This window comes from Helicobacteraceae bacterium (assembly GCA_031258155.1).
Classification (GTDB): domain Bacteria; phylum Campylobacterota; class Campylobacteria; order Campylobacterales; family SZUA-545; genus JAIRNH01.
The window spans coordinates 1-19,756 of record JAIRNH010000062.1 but is presented as its reverse complement, the minus strand read 5'-3'; the positions used below and the strand labels follow the sequence as shown (position 1 = coordinate 19,756).

Here is a 19,756-nt window from a genome sequence, read left to right as displayed (position 1 = left end):
CCGCTACTCTCCTTTGCTTAGAATTTCGATCGCCGCCTCTAAATCGTCGGCGGTTGAAACGCCGATCGTCTCTTTGGACGCGATTTTTTTGTTCAACCCTTTTAACACGTTTCCGTGTCCAAACTCGACGAAAATATCCGCCTCCTCCGCGATCGCCGCGACGCTCTGTTTGTAACGCACGGGCTTGATCAACTGATCGGACAGTAGCTCGATCGCCTCGGCGCTTGTTTGGTAGGGTTTGGCGCTCGCGTTGGATACGATAGGCGCGATAAAGCGATCGGAGTTTAGCTTTTCGGTTAGGATTTTTCTTAGCGGCTCTTGCGCGCTGGCAAGAAGCGGACAGTGGCTGGCTACGGACATATCTAATAGCGCCGCGCGTTTAGCTCCCGCCGCCTTGAGGCGATCGATCAGCGTTTCTAAATCCGCTTTTAAGCCCGCTAAAACTATCTGCCCGTCGCAATTGTAGTTTGCCGTCCAGACCTTTTTGCCCTCTTTTCTCGCCGTTTCGCACAGCGTTTCGGCGTTTTCGTCGCTCAAACCTAACGCGACCATCATACCAGCGCCGGCGCCCTCGCACGCTTTTTGCATCGATTCTCCGCGCGCGGCGGCGACTTGCAAAGCGTCGCTTAAACTCAGAGCGCCCATAGCGCAAACCGCGCTAAGCTCGCCAAGCGAATGTCCTAGCGCGTAGATCGGTTTAACGGGCAATTCGCTTTCAAAAAGTTTATACGCCGTTACGGAGACAAACAAGATCGCCGGTTGCGTGTAGCGCGTTTGCCCAAGCAGATCGTTCTCCTCGAACAGGACTTTGCCTAAATCGTAACCGAGCGCGCCGCTCGCTTCGTCTAGCAACTCTTTGGCGTAGTCGTAACGCTCGACAAAGCTCTTGCCCATACCGATCGCTTGCGAACCTTGACCCGGAAAAACGGCGACGATCTTTTTCATAGTTGAATCCTCGAATTTTTTTTGAGATTTTATCGCCCGCGCGCTTCAAGCCTTTAAGTCGTAAAATGCGCGCCATGACAGCCGAAGCGTTTTTAACCCAATTAAACTCGATTTCAGCCGATAAACGCGCCGCTTTTTCGCAAACCGTGCTGAAATTGAGCAAACTAGCGGCGGCGGAAGCGACGCGATCGATGATCGAGGATAGCGATTTCGGGGTGAAAATTAGCGCGCTAAAAGCGATCCGCCGTTTCGAGCTGGATATATACGAAAAACAGCTTATCGCTCTGCTGCTAGACGACGAACCCGAAGTGCGCGTCGCGGCGTTCAAATCGCTGTGCAGTTTTGGAAAGGCGGAGCATTTCAAACTCGCTCGCGCCTTTTACGACGAAAACGCCGATCTGCGCCCGATTATTATCGACTCGTTTGTGAATTTCAGCGATCAATACGAGGCGCACAGCTTTATATTTCATCATCTTGACAGCTCCAACGAGAAAATTCGAGCGCGCGCGATCGACTGGTTTGAAAAAGCCTTCGATCGAGAAATCTTTCTGCCTTGGATCGAGCAAATATACGAGGAGTCGGCGTGGTCGTTGCGGCTCGCGTTTGAAGATATTTTCGCCCGCCGATTAAAGGCGCTGTTTAGTAGCGCCCGTTACGGGTATCGATTCAAGTTGGTTTGGCTCGCTAAAAGGATCGCCGAGTGAGCCGACAAACGGAGCAAGCGCGCGAGCTTCTTGAAGGCTTTCTTAAAGCGGGCGTGGATTGCGTAATTTCGGGCGAGACGCAAAGCGGCAAAACCTCGCTTGCGCGCGCCGTCGCGCCCGAAGCGCCGATCATTCACAATTTCGAGCTTGCGGGCGACTATCTAGGCGCCGTTAGATCGCGTCTGATCTCGTCAAAAAGAGTTATCGTAGAAAACGCTACGCAAGAGGGCGCGAAGTTTTTAGAGCCGCTGCTGGCTACAAGGACGATACTAGGCGACGCGTTCGACGCGACGTTTATCGTAACTACGCGCCAAAATCTGATCTTAGACGGCTGCGCGTCGATAAAGCTCTCCGCAATCGAGGCGGGCGCTTGGCTTAAATGGGCGAAAGCAAGCCGTATCCACCCCGCGCTAATCGCGCTTGTCGAGGAAAGTTCGGCGTTTCTAAAGCGCCACGAGCTAAAAACGATCGAGGCGTTATCTAAACTCCTATGCGCGCGCCCTTCGGCTAAAACGCTAGAAAGCGCGATCGGCGCTATGTTGGGCGAGGATAAGGAGGCGATCGCCTTTTTAAGCGAAAACGTATCCGCGCCTATCGATTCTTTGGAGGGCGTTTATACCTCTACGGACGAAAACGTCAAAGCCTACGAGAGCGCTCTGATAGAAAAGATAAAAACCGATCCAAGCAAGGAGGACGTATCGCGCTTTGCGCAGTATATTTACGCGAGCGCTCAAAACAGACCAAAAGAGGCGATAAGCCTTCTTACGGAACTATTAAGCAGCCGCAAAGCCGCCGACGCGCTCGATCAAATTTTAAGCGACAAGCGCGTTCAAAAAATAATAGACGCGTTCGCGGACGCATAAACGATAAAGCGCGTCGTCGTCGATTTTAGCGGAGTAAAGCGATAGTCGGCGCCGATTGGCGATTTTGCGATCATATTGGCTTTCATTCGGCGTTTTACAAAGTTTGACGGATTTTTTAATAGGCGATAAAGTTGGTAGCAGAGGGGGGAATCGAACCCCCGACCTTAGGTTTATGAATCCTACGCTCTAACCGCCTGAGCTACTCTGCCTAATGTTGGATAATTACAAGGCGCGGATTGTAATGTATTGACTCTTAGTTTGCCGCGATCGCCGCTCAAATTTCCGCCGCAAATTGCAAAACGGCGGCGGGTATCGTCTCCAACGACGCGACTCTATCTACCGCCCCTAGCTCGATCGCCACCTTTGGCATACCGAAAACCACGCAGGTTTTCTCGTCTTGCGCCACCGTTTTCGCGCCGGCTTTATGCATTTTTAGCATACCGCGCGCGCCGTCGCCGCCCATTCCCGTCAGGATCGCTCCGACCGCGTTCGCGCCCGCGCTCTGCGCTACGGACTCAAACAGCGCGTCCACGCTTGGGCGATGCCCCGAAATTTTATCGCCGCGCGATATTTCCACAAAGTATCGAGAGGCGCTTCTGCGCACAAACATATGCATATCGCCGGGCGCTATAAGCGCTTGATTTGCCACCACCTCGTCGCCCTGCTTGGCTTCTTTAACGTTGATCGCGCACAGAGAGTCCAGACGTTGCGCGAAGGTCCCCGTAAAATTCGGCGGCATATGCTGAACAATCACTATGCCGGGGCTGCCCTTTGGCATGCGCGTCAAAACCTCTTTCAGCGCCTCCGTGCCGCCGGTGCTAGCGCCTATAGCGATAATTTTTTTTGTCGGGCTAGGTTGCAAAGCGATCATAGGCTCTTTGGGACGATCCGCGCCGCCGACGCGCGCGATCTTAGATTTCGCGCCCGCGTAAACTTTGTCTATGAGCTCTTTTTCGATCGCCGCGTTGCAAACGCTCGGTTTTACGACGAAGTCAATCGCCCCTTGTCCTAGCGCGTCAAGCGCGAGCTTGGCGTCGCGCCTCTCTAGCGGCGAAAAAATCAGCGCGGGAATCGCGAATGGCGTTAGCTTCGTTATATGCCGAACGTAGTCCAACTGTTGGCTATCGTAATCCAAACAGATTAAGTTAGGGCGCGTTTTTCCAATTTTATCGCGCGCTTCAAATATATCTTTCGCGATCTCGACGATTGTAAAGCGCGGCTCTTTTTTGAGTATTTCATACGCCGAAACGCCCCGCTTTTTGCCGCCGATTTCCGCGATCAAAATTTTAATTGCCACCGTCCGATCCTATGCGCCCGCGTAACGAAGCCAGATATGGTTAGTATCGCTTCTCATAACGATTCGTCTGCCGCGCGTTCCGCCCGTATCTTCGGCGACTATTGAAATTTTGCTTTGCGTTAGAATCTCCTTAGCGATAATGATGTTTTTTTTGCCAATCATCATATCTTCTAAATTTGTGGGGTTGGCGTTCGCGCCTCCAAAAACCTTTGCCTCTATATCGTCAATTTTGCAGCCTACCGCTTTTGCCTGCTCGATCATTTTAGGGATCGACACGTTGCCAAACTTTGGACTTTTAAGCCCGTTGCCGTTCCACAGCGGCAAAAGATAGTGGTTCATTCCGCCTATTTTTAGTTTGCGATCAAACAGGCAGACGCCGACGCACGAGCCAAGCACGGTGGCGATTTCCGTAGGTTTTTCCGCGATATATATCTCGCCTACGTGAATAAAATGACGCGGATAAACTGTTTCCGCGCGCTCGAACTCCGTCCGCAAGTTATAGCTCCACGGCGTTTTTCTTGAATTCGTCAAACAAATCGCTTTCGCCGCCGGCGCATTCGACTTCGCGCGCGATTGGAAACGTTACGCGAAAAACCGTTCGACTCTCTTTGCTCTCAAAATCGATTTTGCCCTCCAGGGCTTCGCAAAGACCTCTAGCGACGCTCAATCCTAGACCGAGCCCCTGTCGCGATCTAACCTTGCCGCCGCCAAATCTTGCAAATCTGCAATAAACCTGCGCGGCGTATTCCACGTTTACGCCTTCGCCGAAATCCGTTACCGAGAGCAAAAAGTCGTTTTCCAGCCTCTTTAACTCGACGATCACGCTTGATTTCGGATACGAAAATTCGCAGGCGTTTGAAAGCAGATTGATTAAAATTATATATATCTTGCGCTCGTCGGCGATAAAACCGCTATCCTCGCGCGAAGCCAAAACTACGGAAAGCTCTTTTCCTTTAATCAAGTAGCGTAGGGCGTTACGCGCTTTTTGAAAAACGTCGTCGAATTTTATATTGGAATAAACGTTCTCGATTTTGCCCTCTTCTATCTCCGTCGCCGCGAAGATATTGGTAAATTCAAAATCAAGCCTTAAAAGCTCGACGTTGATCTGATGCGCGATCGAATCAAAATCGCCGCGATCGCCTTTTTCCGCCAAGCTGTTCGCCATCTCCAGAAGCGATTTGAGCGGATTTGAAAAAGAGCTTATAACTATCGACATAAATTGATCTTTGATCGATTCGTTTTCTTTAGTTTTTTCGTTTAGCGCGAGTAGTTTCTTTGTTAAAAACTCCATCTCTTTTATGGAGGCGTTTTTTTCGTTCAGCCTGCGGGATAGCTCGCCTATAAGCTCGTCGTCGTTTATCTCTTGCGTTTGCGTCATCTCGACTCCTTTCATATTCTCCTGTAGATAGACGGCTTGATCAGCTTAAACTCGTCTCTGTTTCTAGTGAGCGATTCGCTATGCCCCACAAACAGCAAACCGTCCTCGACTAGAGCTTTGTGGTAGGCGCTTATGAGCCGCTGCTGAGTCTGCGAGTCGAAGTAGATCATCACGTTCCTGCAAAAAATAACGTCAAACCGCGAATAAAACGGATGAAAATTGTCATAAACAAGGTTGAACATTTTGAAGGTTACCAATCGCTTTATCTGATCGGTTACTTGATATTGATTTTCGCCCGCGCTGTTTTTCCCCGCCGTAAAATACGAGGCGAGCAGATTGCGCGGCACGCCCTGAACGTCTTTCTCCTCGTAAACGCCGCTCTGCGCTTTATCCAAAACTCTTTTTGAAATGTCGCTGGCAAAGATATTAACGTCCCATTGCGATATGTCGCGCATATGCGAGCATAAAAAGATCGCGATCGAATACGGCTCCTCTCCGCTAGAGCATGCCGCCGACCATATTCGCAATTTCTTGTCTTTTTTCTTAGCGATTATATTGGGCAGTTCGTCGGCGAGAAAATCCCATTGGGAGCTTTCGCGAAAAAATTGCGTAACGTTTGTGCTGATCGCGCTTATCAGTTGATACTCCTCTTCGCCCGAACGATCGGCGATCATATAGTCGTAATACTCTTTGTAGCTATTTAAGCCCAGCGCGCGAAGCCGTTTTGAAAGCCTGCCTTGCACAAGCGTAATTTTATGATCGGCAAGAGAGATGCCTACGTTCTTATACACGTAGTCTTGAAACAGCTTAAACTCCGCGCCGCTTATATTGGTAGCGCCTATCGCCATCTTAAAACCTCCGTCTGATATAGTTTAGCGCTATTTCGCCTTTTTGTCTTTTATCGCCGACAAAGCGTCCGTTAAGCGCAAATTTAGGGGCGGGTATAAACGCGGCGTTGTTTCGAGACCGACTTTATAGCGCTCGGCGAGCGATCTAATCGCCCGTTTAGCGCGCTTGAAACTCCTCGTAAGAGCCTCTGAAATCCGTTACGCTTCCGTCCTCGCCGAAAGCTATCACGCGGTTTGCGAAAGCGTCGATCAGTTCGCGATCGTGCGCGACGCATATCACGGCGCCATCAAATTGATAAAGCGCCTCGCCCAACGCAACGATCGCCTCCAGATCAAGATGGTTCGTCGGCTCGTCCAACACGAGAAAGTTGCCGCCTTCCAACATCAGTTTCGCGAGCGTCATTCTGTGTTTTTCGCCGCCGCTCGCGTTAGCGACGCTTTTTTCCTGCTCCTCGCCGCTAAAGAGCATGCGCCCTAGGCAGTTGCGTATCGCGCTTAACTCGGCTTTTTTGTCGAACGCCCTTAACCATTCGTAGAGCGTCGCCGTTCCGTTTACGCGATCGGCGGTATCCTGCGGAAAATAACCGCTTTGGACGGTTTCGCCCCACTTAACCGCGCCCTTGTCCGCCTTTAGCTCGCCGACTAGTATTTTGCAAAAGGTGGTTTTGCCCGCGCCGTTAGCGCCGATCAACGCGACTTTGTCCGTCGGCTCGAAAACAAAGTTCAGATTTTCAAAAACCTTGTGCGATCCGTAACTTTTTGAGAGATTTTCCACCTTTAGCGCCTCGTTGCCGATCTTGCGATTTGGCTTGAACACAATGCTTGGATCGCGGCGCGACGAGGGTTTAATAGCCTCGATATTAAGTTTTTCCAGCTGTTTTTGGCGGCTTGTGGCTTGTCTTGCCTTCGAGGCGTTAGCGCTGAACCTAGCGATAAACCTCTCCAGCTCCGCCTTTTCTTTCAGCTTCTTTTCGCGCTCCAACTCCGCTTGACGGCTTATCACCGTCGCGGCGATATACCAATCGTCGTAAGCGCCCGTAAATTCGCGTATGCTCTTGTAATCCACGTCTAGCATATGAGTGCAAACGGCGTTAAGGAAGTGGCGATCGTGCGAAACGACGAGAAGCGTTCCCTCGTGGCGAATCAGTCGCTCCTCAAGCCACGCGATCGCGGGCAGATCGAGGTTGTTGGTAGGCTCGTCTAAAAAGAGCGCGTCTGGATTAGGAAACAAAACCTTCGCCAAAAGGACTTTGAACTTATCGGCGCTTGTTATCTCGCTCATCTTTTGTTGTTGCCTAGCCTCGCTAAAACCAAGCTCCTCCAAGATTTTAGTTACCCGCGTGGGCGCTTCGTATGTCGGGTCCTCTTCGGCGGTAATCATCTCTAGCTCCGCTAGGCGGTTATTGACCTTTTCGTCGTCGAAATCGCCTTCGGCGTAGAGCTTTTCCTTCTCCTTCAGCGCGTCGTAGAGCCGTTTATTGCCCATCAAAACCGTATCAAAAAGCGTGTAGTTTTCATAGGCAAACTGATTTTGATCCAAAACTCCGACGCGCGCGTTGGGATCGATCGCCACCGAACCTGAACTCGGCTCGTTTTGCCCCGTTAAAATCCTAAGAAAGGTCGTTTTGCCCGCGCCGTTAGCGCCGATCAGACCGTAGCGTTTGCCCTTGTCTAGCGTTAGATTTATGTTTTCAAACAAAACCCGCGCTCCGTAACGCTGCGTTATGCCTATTGCCGTAACCATCTAAAATCCTCGCGATTTTTTGCGAATGCTAACAGGCGCGAGATTAAACTACGATCGCGCTAAGCCTATGGATTAGGGCGGGCGACGTTATTTCGCGCCATTTTTGCGAGATACAAAAAGCGGGGTGTGATAAACTCTCGGTTGGCGTAAAGCAAAGGGGGACGATGGAACGCTACTTGTCCGAACTTAACGAGGAGCAAAAAGAGGCGGCGACTACGATCGACGGACCTATTTTGATTCTTGCCGGCGCTGGTACCGGCAAAACCAAAACGATCACTACGAGACTCGCCTATCTGCTCTCTTTAGGAATCGATCCGCGCTCGACGCTTACGCTCACCTTCACCAACAAAGCCGCGCAAGAGATGCGATCGCGCGCGCTTAGTATGATTGATCGAAACGCGTCGTATCCTCCGGAGCTTTTTACCTTTCATAAATTCGGTTTGCTGTTTTTACGTTTTCATATCGACAGGCTAAATCGCAGACCCTCTTTTGTAATTATAGATTCGGACGACAAAAAACGGATATTAAAACAGCTATGCGGCGAAGCGATCGAGCCTAAGATAGCCGCGAGCGCGATCAGCCGATACAAAAACGCCGTAATCGGTCCCGAAATGGCGCTAACGCAAAACGACGGGTTAGACCCGTTTTCCAAAAAACGTTTCGAGACAATCGCGAAGATTTATGAACAATACGACGCTTATCTCACGGCGAATAATCTTGTGGATTTTGACGATCTGTTGCTCTTGCCGCACCGCATTATGCTCGACTGCCCCGATCTGAAATCGCATATCAGCGGACGTTATCAATACGTTATGGTTGATGAGTATCAGGACACAAACGAATTACAATTTCAGCTTTTGCGACAGTTATGCTCCGAACACGAGAACCTATGCGTAGTCGGGGACGACGATCAGAGCATTTACGGCTGGCGCGGCGCCAACGTGCGCAATATTCTGGGCTTTTGCGATCATTTTAACGGCGTTAAAGTCGTTAAGCTGGAGATCAATTACCGATCGACCAAAGAGATCATCAAGGCGGCGAACGAGCTAATCGGACACAATCGCGTCAGATACGAAAAACGGCTTAGAGGCTTTTTAGGAAATGGAGAGGCGATCAAAATAAAAGAGTCCAACGACGAGATCGAGGAGGCGCTGTTTATCGCAAAAGAGGCGCGAAGGCGCATCGACGGCGGCGTTTCGGCGAAAAATATCGCCGTTTTATTTAGGATCAACGCGCTTTCTCGCGCCCTCGAAGAGGGATTCGCCAAAGCGCGCGTGCCTTTTCAGCTTGTGGATAGCGTGAGTTTTTACGAGCGTCAGGAGATTAAAGACGCGATCGCCTATCTGCGCCTCGCCGTCAATCCAGACGACGACTTTTCCGCCCGCAGAGCGATGAACAGACCCAGACGGGGCATAGGCGATCTAACGCAAAAGAAGCTCGCCAAAGCCGCCGAAGATCGGCGGCTGACGCTTATGGGACTGCTTGAGAGCGTAAGCGACGACGAACTTGAGGCGATCGTTAGCAAAAAGGCGGCGCAGTCGCTAAGGGAGTTTGAATCGGCAATCAGAGAACTTTCGGCGTTCGCGCACGAAAGCGCGGCAAAGCTAATCGATCGTTTTGAAGCCTTGATCGGCTTGCGGCGTTACTACGAGGAGAGAGAGGAGAGCGAACGAGCGTTGAATTTGGACGAGCTTTACGGGTTGGCTAGGGATTTCTCGGTAAACAACGACGGCGCGGGACTCGTGGAATTTCTGTCGGAAAGCGCGCTGGCAAGCGATCAGGATTCGATTGGCGGCGAGGTGGTTAATCTGATGACGATTCACGCCGCAAAAGGGTTGGAGTTTGATCACGTTTTCGTAGTCGGATTAGAAGAGGGGTTTTTTCCGCTAATTGGCGATACGAGCGATATAGAAGAGGAGCGGCGGCTCGGCTACGTGGCTTTTACGCGGGCGAAAAAAAGTCTGACGCTCTGTTCGGCGCAAAGCCGTTTTTTTCACGGCAAGCGCGAAATGATGAAAAAAAGCCGTTTTTTCGCCGAAGCCGCTTTGACTGCGGGCTGCCTTACGATCGAGGATTGCCCGCGCTTTAGACAAGGCGATCTGATCAAGCATGAGATTTTTGGAATCGGGCGCGTTCTTAGCGCGGTAAAGGCAAGCAAACAGCAAAAACTCACCATTAACTTTTGCGGAATACGACGCGAAATACTCTCCAATTTCGTCGAAAGAATATAGCGCGCGTCTTAATCAAGACGAATTATCGGTAAAACGGCGACAATCAACCGACTTTCGTTTCGCGAACCGCTTTCAATCCCTCGCAAAGACAAAGAATACGGAACGGTTAACGTTTCGTCGCGGAAATAACGCGAGAGATAATTTATTTTTTTGCCGCCTTCCGCGCTTAATTGAGTCTAAAACAGAGAACGACCTACGAGAGCTTAGGTTGGTCGTTTGGGACTGACGCGACTAATCCTTAGGCTATAGACGAGAGTAACGGCTATTCCTATCTTTCGTGGGAGCAATAGGCTCTAACTACTAAAGCGCTTAAATCTTATATCTCGACGTTTTACAAAAATCATATGCGCGTTTTTAGCAAATCGACCTTAAAATATCAATCAAAGCGTTTTAAACGCGCCAACGCTTATTTGACTTAAATCGCTCCGGAAGTAAAACGGCGAAACGGCAAAAATCGCGCGGTATAACGGCGAACGACGATCAACGCTAAATAAGGAAGACGCGGTATAACGCGCATTGTCATTCCCGCGAAAGCGGGAATCTATAACAACAATCATTAAAAGGTGGATACCCGCCTACGCGGGAATGACGAGAAGTTTGCGTTTGTTTTTATTGGATACCCGCCTTCCTACGCGATTACGGGCGGAAACCGCCCTATCGCTCCGCGCGGGTATGACGAGAGGGGCGACCGTTAAAGAGCGCGACTTCTCGCGACGTTGAAAGGCAGGCAAAATAAGCCGTTTCAATATATGCGCTCGCAAGCGGCGCGACCGAGGCGCGTTTTGAAAATATGGGCGCATACTCCGTTTCAATCGGCGCGCGAACGCGATATTCTCCCGAATTGCTATCGTCGCCGCGATTAAGGTTTTGCGTTTAAACCGTAAATGTAAAAGCCGCGTCAAACGTTTGCAATAAAATGCGGCTTTTTTAAACGCTATAAATCTTAACATGCCAAATTAAACCGATACGGCGCTTTTGAAAGCCGCGTTTATCCGTTTGCGAACGATGAGTTAGGCGTAAGCTAGGCTTAGAGAGGCGAGTAACGCGATCGCGGTTTCGCTGCGCAAGATCAACGGCGAATCGATTCCAAAACGCGGCGGGTTTTTCAGCGCCGCGTAATCCCCGTTTGCAAAACCGCCTTCGGGACCGACGACAAGCGTATGACTACGCAAAGCCTCGCTAGTCGGCTTCGCGCCGCCAAAATCAAAAACCGCCGCGTTTGGAGTTTCCTCCGCGAATTGCGAAAGCTCCTTAAAAACGATCTCCATTTTGCGCGATCGCCCGCACTGTTCGCACGATCCCGCCACAACGCGATCGAGGCGATCGAGATTTGCGCGAAAGTTGCGTTGGCTTCTTTCGCTCAAGAGCAGGGTTAGCTTGCCGACGCCAATTTCGTTGAGGGCGGGCAACGTTTTCGCTATTGTTTTGGGATCGACCGCGCACCACGCTAAGGAGACGTCGCGGCGGGGCAAAACCGGTTTTAGCTCGCTTTCGATAAACGCTAAAACCGCGCCCGTTTTTCCAAAATTTTCAATCGAGTAGTAGTAGATATTATCGTCTAGTAGATTGCGAAGCGCGATCCTATCTCCGACTCGCGCGCGCCTGACCTTCAGGTGCGAGAGCGCTTTGCTAGATACGATAACCGCCGCGTCGCCCGCGTTCTTGTCGAATAAAAAACGCATCGCGTTAGTTCGCGGCGTCGCTTTCGGACAACCTTGCGGAAGTAATGCGGGTTACGCCGCTTTCCGCCACGTCCGCTAGATAATCGAGCCTTACTAACAGCTCTTTCGCCTCCGCTAAAAACTTTTCTAGCTCTTTGCCCTCAAGCCCGTTTTGACGCACGTTGCGCAACGCGAGCGGATTGGTTGTTTGACCGCCTTTACGCGCTTCAAAATGCAGGTGCGATCCCGTCGCCGTTCCCGATTGCCCCACAAAACCGATCGTTTGCCCTTGTTTAACGCGCGCGCCCGGAGTTAAAGAGTTGGCAAAATCGTTCAAATGCGCGTAACGGCTCTCCCAACCGTTTTTATGCTCTATGATTACGAGCCTGCCGTAGCCGCTATCGCACTCTTTTTGACAGCCGCGAAAGCGCACCACGCCGTCCGCGACGCTGACTACAGGCGTTCCCTTTGGCGCGGCGAAATCGACTCCGAGGTGCGGACGAATAACTCCCAACAGAGGGTGAACGCGCCCGTTTGGCAGATATTCGCTGGTAATTTTGCGAAACTGCGTCGGATATTTCAAAAAGAGGTTGGCTAACGTTTTGCCCGTTTCGTCGTAATAGCTCTCGTCTTCGGAACGGTAGATGGCGTAATGACGCTTTTTGCGCGTTTCTATAAACGCGGATTTCACGATTATCGCGCTCCACGTTCTGCCCAGCCTGATTTTGCGATCATAGACGGCTCCGACGCGATCGTTTTTGAATAGATCGCGATTAAAATCGATTTTCGCCTCGAAGATCGAAACTAGTTCGGAAGCGAGTTTGCCGTTGCCGGTAATTTGCGCGAGATCGTATCGCAAAGAGTTTTTCAGTTCGGCGTTTAGCGTTTCGGTTACGTAGTAGTAGCGCACGGGAATAATCTCGACGCGATACGCCGCTTTGTCGTAGTAGAGCGAAATTTGCCTCTCGTCGCCGATGGGAATAAGCGCGTGCAGAAGTCTGTCGCTCTCTTCGTCGCGATGTTCGTAATACGGCGTTTCCGCGAGAATCGTTTTGAGCGCGCCGAAAGTTTCGTCGTCAAGATCGGCGAGCAAAGAGGAGTCGATATTGTTCGCCGCGAGGTAGTCGTAAAAGGCGAGGTTGGTCGCCCATGTTTTTTCCGTTACCTGATTGGATAGAAGCGAAATACAGCAACACAGAAAAAACGCAAATAATCTCATCTATCGCTCTCCGCGTCGGTCAATTCGGCTCGTAATATTATGCAAAAAACGGTTAAACGGGATTTAAATCGTCGTTTTTAGCCTGTTTTCAATAAAATCCGTAAAAAATGAGATCGATGACGGCGTTTCGCTTTATTTTTCCGTTGTTTGCGTTAATATCGCTTGGTTGCGCCCCGTCGCATAGGCAGATTGACGCGGTCAAGTCGTGCGAGGCGCTTTTTTACGAAAGCGACTCGATTGATTTTCAGCTTGCGCGCAGCAGGCTCGCCGCGCAGGAGGCGAAGGACGAAAACGTGCCGCTGCATATTTTCGCCGTCGGCGTCGGAGCGATGCTCAGTCTCGCTCCGATAATCGCGCCTACGACCGGTTTTGCCGTAAGCGGCGGTTCGGCTTATATTATGCCGTCTTTGACGGTCGGTTATTACAACCGTTTCGTTTCGCCTAAGGAGATTATTGATCGCAACGATTATTTGGAAGCGAGGCGCGAGGTTTTAGACGCGCTATTAGAGGAAAGAGAATGCAAAAAAACGATAAAACGTTAGAACTATTACTTGACTTTATCGAGGCGCAATCGGCAAAACAGAGCGCGATCTTCGCGCAGTTAAAATGCACGGAAGCCGAAGCGGAGCTTTTGCGGCTGCTTACCAAAGCCTATCTGGAGGGCGCGACGGAGATCAGCGTTTATAATTTGTTAAGCGACGCGTATAAAAAAGAGCGCGCCGGTTGCGTAACCCGCATAAACGAAGTGAGAACTCTGATCGATCTAGGTTGGGTAACGCTGGGCGGATTTCATCACGGGCGCACAAGCGAAATCGTATCGCTGGAGCTGTTACGCCAGTCAATCTCGCTCTCTACAACCTTTATGAAGCTGATCGAAGACGGCAGTTTGGATACGCCGCCGCAGGAGGTGAAGCCTTACGACGATCATTTGGAATATCTGCAAGAGGAGTTTTTACGCGTCGATCTCTATCAGAAGCTGGCGCTTATGCGTCAAAACTACGATCCTTCCACCTCTAGTTTCAAGCGGTTAAGGGGGCGGATCGCGGCGCTTGAAAATCAGATTCAGGCGCGTATTTTAGCCTCTAAAGAGCCGCCAAAACTCGTTAAATACTTCAAAGATCGGCGTTTTGACGAAAAGGAGCGGATCATATTTTTAGCGCTGCTCAAAGAGGAATACGGCGGCAACGAGGATAGCCTGCGCGATATGAACGCGCTTATCGAGATTGTCAGTTTCGACGATTACGACAAGATCAAAAACCGAAGTCTTTTGGAGGAGAACGCGCCGCTAATTTCTAAAGGCGCTATCGATTACGAGGAGGTGCTGACCCCCTTCGGCGGCGTTAGCAGATCGTTCTACGTCGCCGACGACGCGTTAAAGGAGATTATTCACCCAAAAAAGAGAAGGGGGCGGGCGATCAAGCTAGAAACGTTGATAAAAGAGCAGGATATTTTTGAATTGATCGATCCGAAAACCACGCTGGACGACGTTGTTTTGCAAGTCGAAACCAAAGAGGCGTTAAACAATATCGTCAGACAGATGGATCGCCTTGTCGTGAAGCGGCTTAAAGAGTGGGGAATCAAAGATAAATCGCGCGGAATCGACGCCAAAATTATTTTTTACGGAGCGCCCGGAACCGGCAAGACGATGACCGCGTTTTCGATCGCCAAAACCCTCAAAAGACGGGCGATTAGTTTTGATTGCTCCAAGATACTATCTATGTACGTGGGCGAGAGCGAAAAAAACGTCCGCAGGATTTTCGACGCCTACAAAGAGATTTCGGCAAAAACCAAAACCGAGCCGATCTTGCTGTTAAACGAAGCCGATCAGTTCTTATCGGGACGCGTTGCGGGCGCGATCGGCGGCGCGGAGAAGATGCACAATCAGATGCAGAATATCTTTTTGGAACAGATCGAGCGTTTTAACGGGATATTGATCGCCGCCACTAATTTGCTTGACAACATCGATCCCGCGTTTTCGCGCAGATTTGATTACAAGATCAAGTTTGAAAAACCAAACGAATCCGAACGGCTTGAGATATGGAAAAAACTATTTCCAAAAAACGCGCCGATCGCAAAAAATTTCAACCTCAAAACGCTCGCTAAATATCAGCTCACGGGGGCGCAGATCGCGCTTACGATCAAAAACGCCGCTATGAGCGTCGCGGTTCAAAAAACGCCGCTTTTTACCAACGAGATTTTTGATCGCGCAATTAAAAAAGAGTTAAGCGGCGCTTTTGACGACGAAAAAACGCTTGGGTTTTTATCGTAAATGCTCGGCGAAATCGTTAATTTTATCGTGGAGCTGGTAGCCGATATGGGCTATACGGGCATAGTAGTCATGATGTTTTTGGAGAGTAGTTTTTTTCCGTTTCCAAGCGAAGTGGCTATGATCCCAGCGGGCTATTTGGCAAGCAGAGGCGAAATGAATATTTACGCGGCGATCGCCTGCGGCGTTATAGGCAGTCTCTTAGGATCGCTGTTTAACTACTATCTAGCCGCCACGCTTGGGCGAAAAGCGCTGCTTCGTTACGGGCGCTACCTGTTTTTCACGGAAGAAACTATGACAAAGATGGAAAACTACTTCAAGACGCACGGGCATATCTCCATATTCAGCGGGCGGCTGATTCCCGTAGCGCGGCAGTATATATCGCTTCCGGCGGGACTGGCGCGAATGAATATCGCGGCGTTTAGCGTATTTACCGCGCTGGGCGCCGGAATCTGGGTGATCGTCTTAACGCTGCTGGGCTATTTTATCGGCGAGAACGAAGAGGCGATCAAACCCTATCTAAACGGCGCGATCGCGGCGGCTTTGGCGTTTATCGCCATTTTGACTGTTGGCTATATCGCGCGACATAAACGGCGAAAACGGCATGAGCATAGTAATTAAAAAGCTCAAAATCGCGCTGGGCGATAGGACGCTCGTCGATATTTCGCTTACAATCGACTCCGCGCTTGGGCTTGTCGGCGCTAGCGGTAGCGGAAAAAGCCTGACGCTAAAAGCTCTGTTGAATCTTCTGCCGCAATCGATGAGCGTCGAAAAGGAGATCGAGGCGCCTTTTACGATCGAGCGCGGCAGAAGCGCGGCTTTTATCCCGCAAAACCCCTTTACCGCGCTTAGCCCGATGAGTAAAATTAAGGATCAGTTTCATACGAAAAAAGAGAGGGCTAGAGAGCTATTAGAGCAAACGGGGCTTGGCGCGTGGGCGTTAGATCGTTTTCCTGCGGAGCTTAGCGGCGGGCAGCTGCAGCGCGTAATCTGCGCGATCGCGCTATCTAGCGCCCCGAAGCTATTGCTTTTGGACGAGCCTACGACCGCGTTGGACGGCAAGTCTAAAACGGAGATAATAGCGCTGCTTAAAACAATAAAGGACGGCGGCGTAAAAGCGCTCTTTGTTTCTCACGATTTCGCGAGCGTGGCGGCGATCAGCGACGCGATTGCCGTAATAGATCAAGGTAAAATTATAGAGACGGGTTTAACGCGCGAGATTTTAAGCGCTCCGAAAAACGCGCAGACCAAAAGGTTAATCGAGTCCGGCTTCGAAAACAGGGAGTTCAGAAAATGACAAAGATAAAAAAAATTATGCTAACAATGTGGATAACCGCGCTGACGGGGTCGATTGTCGCGATCATAGTTGGCGCGGTATATATTGTTCGCGGTTTGAGCGTAAATATCGATCCGCTTATCTATTACAATCCGCAATTGACTACGCAGGTGTTTGATCGCAACGACGAACTGATCGCGAATCTTTTTGCCGACGAGCATAGAATCTATGTTCCGTTCGACAAAATGCCGTCTAGGCTTGTCGAGGCGTTAGTAGCGATCGAGGATACGATCTTCTTCGAGCATTACGGCGTTAATTTGGAGGCGATCTTTCGCGCGGCGTATAAGATGATCCGCGCCGGACGCAAGGTCGAAGGCGCCAGCACCATCACGCAGCAGCTTGTTAGAAATATCCTGTTAACGCGCGAAAAAACCTTTGATCGCAAACTGATCGAGGCGATTGTTTCCATGCGAGTCGAGCTTATCTTGAGCAAAGAGCAGATTATGGAGCGGTATCTAAACGCCATCTTTTTCGGACACGGCTACTATGGCGTGCGCACCGCTTCTTTGGGCTATTTTCGCAAAGAGCTTGACGAACTAAGCCTAAAAGAGATCGCCATGTTAGCCGGCATTCCCCAATCGCCTAACGTTTACGATCCGACAAAAAGACTTTCGGCGACGCTTGCGCGCGCAAACATCGTTATCGAACGCATGAAGGCGCTAGGTTGGATTAGCGACGAGGAGTATCAAGCGGCGATTATGGAGATTCCAAAGGTTTATGACGACACGCTGACGAAAAATCGAGCGCCATACGCGATCGACGCGATTGTCGCCTTGCTTCGCGCCGATTACCCCGATATTAAAAGCGGCGGTTATATCGTCCGCTCGACGCTGGATATACAGATGCAGCAGGCTGCCGAGGGCGCGTTGCAAAGAGGTTATCAGGCGAACGCAAACAGAATCGAAAGTTTTTATCGCGCTCAAACCGACCGCTACAACGCGCTTATAAAGCTAAGAGCCGCGCGCGATATAAATCGCACGGCGGAAGAGCGGGAGAAACTAAACGACGAAATAGATCAAATCGCCAAAAGCCAATCGGCGCTTATGACAAAAATTAAACCTAGCTTAGATAACAACTACTCAAATTGGGAGCTAAACGAAACCGCCGTAAGCAATAAAGTCGCTCAGCTAAACGGCGCGCTGGTAACGATCGAGCCGCAAACGGGCGACGTGCTGGCGCTGGTGGGCGGGGTCGATTACCAAAAAAGCGTTTTTAACCGCGCTTTTCAGGCAAAAAGGCAGCTTGGAAGCTCCTTTAAGCCGTTTATCTATCTTGCCGCGTTTGATTTAGGCTACTCGCCCGCAAGCCAGATCGCCGATATTTCAAGAACCTATCGATACGCCGCGGGCGCGGACGAGGAAGAAAAAATTTGGCGTCCCACAAACTACGAGAATAATCTTGTCGGTTTAATGACGGCTCGCGAGGCTATCGTCAGATCGCGCAATCTCGCCACCATCAACCTTATAGACTCTATCGGCATGATCCCCATCTTCGACAAATTGCTGACCTATCTGCCAAAACCGTTGCCATACGATATGACGATCGCGCTTGGGGCGCACAGCTTAACCCTTTTAGAGTTTTCGGAGTATTACACCGTGATTTCAAACTACGGCGAGCGGACGCAAACTCGTCTGGCAAACGAAATTATCGATCGCTTCGGCGAGGTTCGCGAATACGAGATCAACTCCACGGTCGTTACCAAGCCGGAGCAAGCCTATCTGCTAATCAACGTTTTGCAAGACGCGGTAAGACGCGGCACGGGTATGCGCGCGCGGGTGGCGGATATAGAGATCGCGGGCAAAACCGGCACCACGAACGACTCTAGGGACGCTTGGTTTGTGGGCATCACGCCCGACACGCAGACGATTATATGGTTTGGCAACGACGACGATTCGCCGATGGGATCGGCGGCTACGGGCGGCGGCTTTAGCGCGCCCGTTTTCGCCGATTACTACAGGGAGCTAACGCGCGAGCGTCCGGAACGCAAACGCCGTTTCGATCGACCGGAAGGCGTGCGCGAAATTACGACGAGCGATAAACGCAAGGAGATATTCACCGACACGAGCAAGCCGCCGAGAGAGATTCGCGAAAACCGCGTAAATACGAACGAGGAGATACTGTTCTAGTCCGATTAACGAATTTTCGCGCCCTCGCCGGCTAGAGAGAGTCGGGCGGTTCTTCGCGCTATCTTACGACGGTCGGCAAAGAGGGGGAGTATCCTCGTTCGCGGCGATTGGTCGTTCGACCTTTCGGCGCTTTTTGCAAAGGCGGGATCGGCGGGGAGGGGTAGGCGGTCTCGTTTCGCTCGCGATCGAATCGCCGCCAATCACGCTCGCTCGCGAGGAATCTTTTTAACAACCTGACAAAAAGCCGCCGTTATCGTCAGACGAACGGCGAATATAGTCAAACGCGCGGGTTAAGCGCTTCTGCGCGATCGCTTGCCGAAGCCTAGTTTGGCGATGCGGTAGTAGATTGTTGATTCGGGAACCGTTACCTCGTGCTGTTCGCGAATGTAGTCTTGCATTCGATAAACCGACCAGTCCTCTTTTGTTTTTTTGAGCGTTTTTACCAACTCCAGAAAAATTTCGCCGTCGTATTTTGGGTTGCCCTCTTTACGCCCCGCGCGTTTTGGTTTTAGCATGTCAAGCCCGCCGTCGTTAAATAGACGCAAGCATTTTGTAACCGTTTCGCGATTGACGATCAGCGATCTCGCGACGGACTGGAGGCTAAGCTCCGGCTCGCTAAGCAGTTTTTCTATGATCATCAATCTTAAGCGAAACGCGCTGTCTGACGTATTTTTGATTGTTCTTCGCACGACGTTTACGGGAATATCTCTGCGAATAGCGGCTACTCGGCTCAACGTTTCCTCCTTGTATTTGAAGGCGTAAAACAAAAACCGTTCCATCGCGGCGGCGTTTCGCGCCCTTTGTCGCGAGGGCTAGATCAAACGCTTTCGATCGTTTAAAAATTTTGGCGACCGGTTCCGCCCCAAACGATTCGGCGCGTTACTTGCAATTCACGAAGAGATCACGGACGGATCAAATAATGACCGCGCTAAATACCTCTGAAACCCAAACAATACAATTGTGATTGTAGAAGCTGTTATCATGTATGATTGCGAGATTAGATTTCAAGAAAAGGCGCTTCGTGAAAAAAGGGTGGTGGTTCAGAATCCATTGGCTTTTAAGCATTGTTCTTGGCGTAATTATCGCCATTATTGGCGTTACGGGCGCCGCGCTTTCCTTTAGGGGCGAAATTACCGAG

17 protein-coding genes and 1 tRNA gene are annotated in these 19,756 nt (G+C 50.7%); 8 read left to right on the top strand and 10 right to left on the bottom strand.

What is annotated here, in order from left to right; translation table 11 throughout:
* Positions 1-3: 3 nt before the first annotated feature.
* Positions 4-945, bottom strand: a complete 942-nt coding sequence (gene fabD / locus LBF86_08450; GenBank protein ID MDR0665529.1) for an ACP S-malonyltransferase — start codon at positions 943-945, stop codon at positions 4-6.
* A gap of 65 nt (positions 946-1,010) precedes the next feature.
* On the opposite strand from fabD, the gene LBF86_08445 reads away from it, so the two are divergent.
* Both LBF86_08445 and LBF86_08440 read left to right on the top strand, forming a co-directional pair.
* Positions 1,011-1,649, top strand: a complete 639-nt coding sequence (locus tag LBF86_08445) for a hypothetical protein (protein ID MDR0665528.1) — start codon at positions 1,011-1,013, stop codon at positions 1,647-1,649.
* On the top strand, positions 1,646-2,512 hold the full coding sequence (locus LBF86_08440; GenBank protein MDR0665527.1) for a CpaF/VirB11 family protein: 867 nt from the start codon (positions 1,646-1,648) through the stop codon (positions 2,510-2,512). Before LBF86_08445 ends, LBF86_08440 begins: the two co-directional genes overlap by 4 nt.
* Before the next feature lie 132 nt (positions 2,513-2,644).
* Here LBF86_08440 and LBF86_08435 read toward each other — a convergent pair.
* The 6 genes from LBF86_08435 to LBF86_08410 all read right to left on the bottom strand — a co-directional run bounded on the left by LBF86_08435 (position 2,645) and on the right by LBF86_08410 (position 7,779).
* Positions 2,645-2,721 (bottom strand) — tRNA-Met (locus tag LBF86_08435).
* Positions 2,722-2,786: 65 nt separating this feature from the next.
* Positions 2,787-3,809: a chemotaxis-specific protein-glutamate methyltransferase CheB gene (cheB, locus tag LBF86_08430; GenBank protein MDR0665526.1), complete on the bottom strand. Its 1,023-nt coding sequence runs from the start codon at positions 3,807-3,809 to the stop codon at positions 2,787-2,789.
* A gap of 9 nt (positions 3,810-3,818) precedes the next feature.
* Positions 3,819-4,304, bottom strand: coding sequence for a chemotaxis protein CheD (locus tag LBF86_08425; protein MDR0665525.1), 486 nt, complete (start codon positions 4,302-4,304; stop codon positions 3,819-3,821).
* A gap of 1 nt (position 4,305) precedes the next feature.
* Positions 4,306-5,187 carry a sensor histidine kinase gene (locus LBF86_08420; GenBank protein MDR0665524.1) on the bottom strand — a complete coding sequence of 294 codons (882 nt, stop codon included), beginning with the start codon at positions 5,185-5,187 and terminating at the stop codon, positions 4,306-4,308.
* Between the two features lie 11 nt (positions 5,188-5,198).
* The gene (locus LBF86_08415; GenBank protein ID MDR0665523.1) at positions 5,199-6,035 is read right to left on the bottom strand and encodes a protein-glutamate O-methyltransferase CheR; all 837 of its coding nucleotides are present in this window, start codon (positions 6,033-6,035) and stop codon (positions 5,199-5,201) included.
* Between the two features lie 157 nt (positions 6,036-6,192).
* Positions 6,193-7,779 carry an ATP-binding cassette domain-containing protein gene (locus tag LBF86_08410; GenBank protein MDR0665522.1) on the bottom strand — a complete coding sequence of 529 codons (1,587 nt, stop codon included), beginning with the start codon at positions 7,777-7,779 and terminating at the stop codon, positions 6,193-6,195.
* 164 nt (positions 7,780-7,943) lie between these two features.
* Here LBF86_08410 and LBF86_08405 point away from each other — a divergent pair, with 164 nt between their 5' ends.
* On the top strand, positions 7,944-10,010 hold the full coding sequence (locus tag LBF86_08405) for a UvrD-helicase domain-containing protein (protein ID MDR0665521.1): 2,067 nt from the start codon (positions 7,944-7,946) through the stop codon (positions 10,008-10,010).
* A 1,010-nt stretch (positions 10,011-11,020) separates the two neighbouring features.
* On the opposite strand, the gene LBF86_08400 is transcribed toward LBF86_08405, so the two are convergent.
* Both LBF86_08400 and LBF86_08395 read right to left on the bottom strand, forming a co-directional pair.
* A complete protein-coding gene (locus LBF86_08400; GenBank protein MDR0665520.1) occupies positions 11,021-11,692 on the bottom strand; it encodes a 16S rRNA (uracil(1498)-N(3))-methyltransferase in 672 nt (223 codons plus the stop codon).
* Positions 11,693-11,696: 4 nt separating this feature from the next.
* Positions 11,697-12,890 carry a peptidoglycan DD-metalloendopeptidase family protein gene (locus LBF86_08395; GenBank protein MDR0665519.1) on the bottom strand — a complete coding sequence of 398 codons (1,194 nt, stop codon included), beginning with the start codon at positions 12,888-12,890 and terminating at the stop codon, positions 11,697-11,699.
* Positions 12,891-13,006: 116 nt separating this feature from the next.
* Here LBF86_08395 and LBF86_08390 point away from each other — a divergent pair, with 116 nt between their 5' ends.
* Genes LBF86_08390 through LBF86_08370 form a run of 5 tightly spaced genes read left to right on the top strand, consistent with a single transcriptional unit; the run spans position 13,007 to position 18,618 of the window.
* Entirely contained in the window at positions 13,007-13,432 is a 426-nt protein-coding gene (locus LBF86_08390) for a hypothetical protein (protein ID MDR0665518.1), read from the top strand.
* Positions 13,408-15,159 (top strand): ATP-binding protein, encoded by a 1,752-nt coding sequence (locus tag LBF86_08385; GenBank protein ID MDR0665517.1) that lies wholly within the window; start codon positions 13,408-13,410, stop codon positions 15,157-15,159. The genes LBF86_08390 and LBF86_08385 overlap by 25 nt, the downstream gene beginning before the upstream one ends.
* Entirely contained in the window at positions 15,160-15,777 is a 618-nt protein-coding gene (locus LBF86_08380) for a DedA family protein (protein MDR0665516.1), read from the top strand.
* A complete protein-coding gene (locus LBF86_08375; GenBank protein ID MDR0665515.1) occupies positions 15,761-16,453 on the top strand; it encodes an ATP-binding cassette domain-containing protein in 693 nt (230 codons plus the stop codon). Before LBF86_08380 ends, LBF86_08375 begins: the two co-directional genes overlap by 17 nt.
* The gene (locus tag LBF86_08370; protein MDR0665514.1) at positions 16,450-18,618 is read left to right on the top strand and encodes a PBP1A family penicillin-binding protein; all 2,169 of its coding nucleotides are present in this window, start codon (positions 16,450-16,452) and stop codon (positions 18,616-18,618) included. Before LBF86_08375 ends, LBF86_08370 begins: the two co-directional genes overlap by 4 nt.
* Positions 18,619-18,908: 290 nt before the next feature.
* On the opposite strand, the gene LBF86_08365 is transcribed toward LBF86_08370, so the two are convergent.
* Positions 18,909-19,397, bottom strand: coding sequence for a helix-turn-helix domain-containing protein (locus LBF86_08365; protein ID MDR0665513.1), 489 nt, complete (start codon positions 19,395-19,397; stop codon positions 18,909-18,911).
* Positions 19,398-19,756 lie beyond the last annotated feature (359 nt).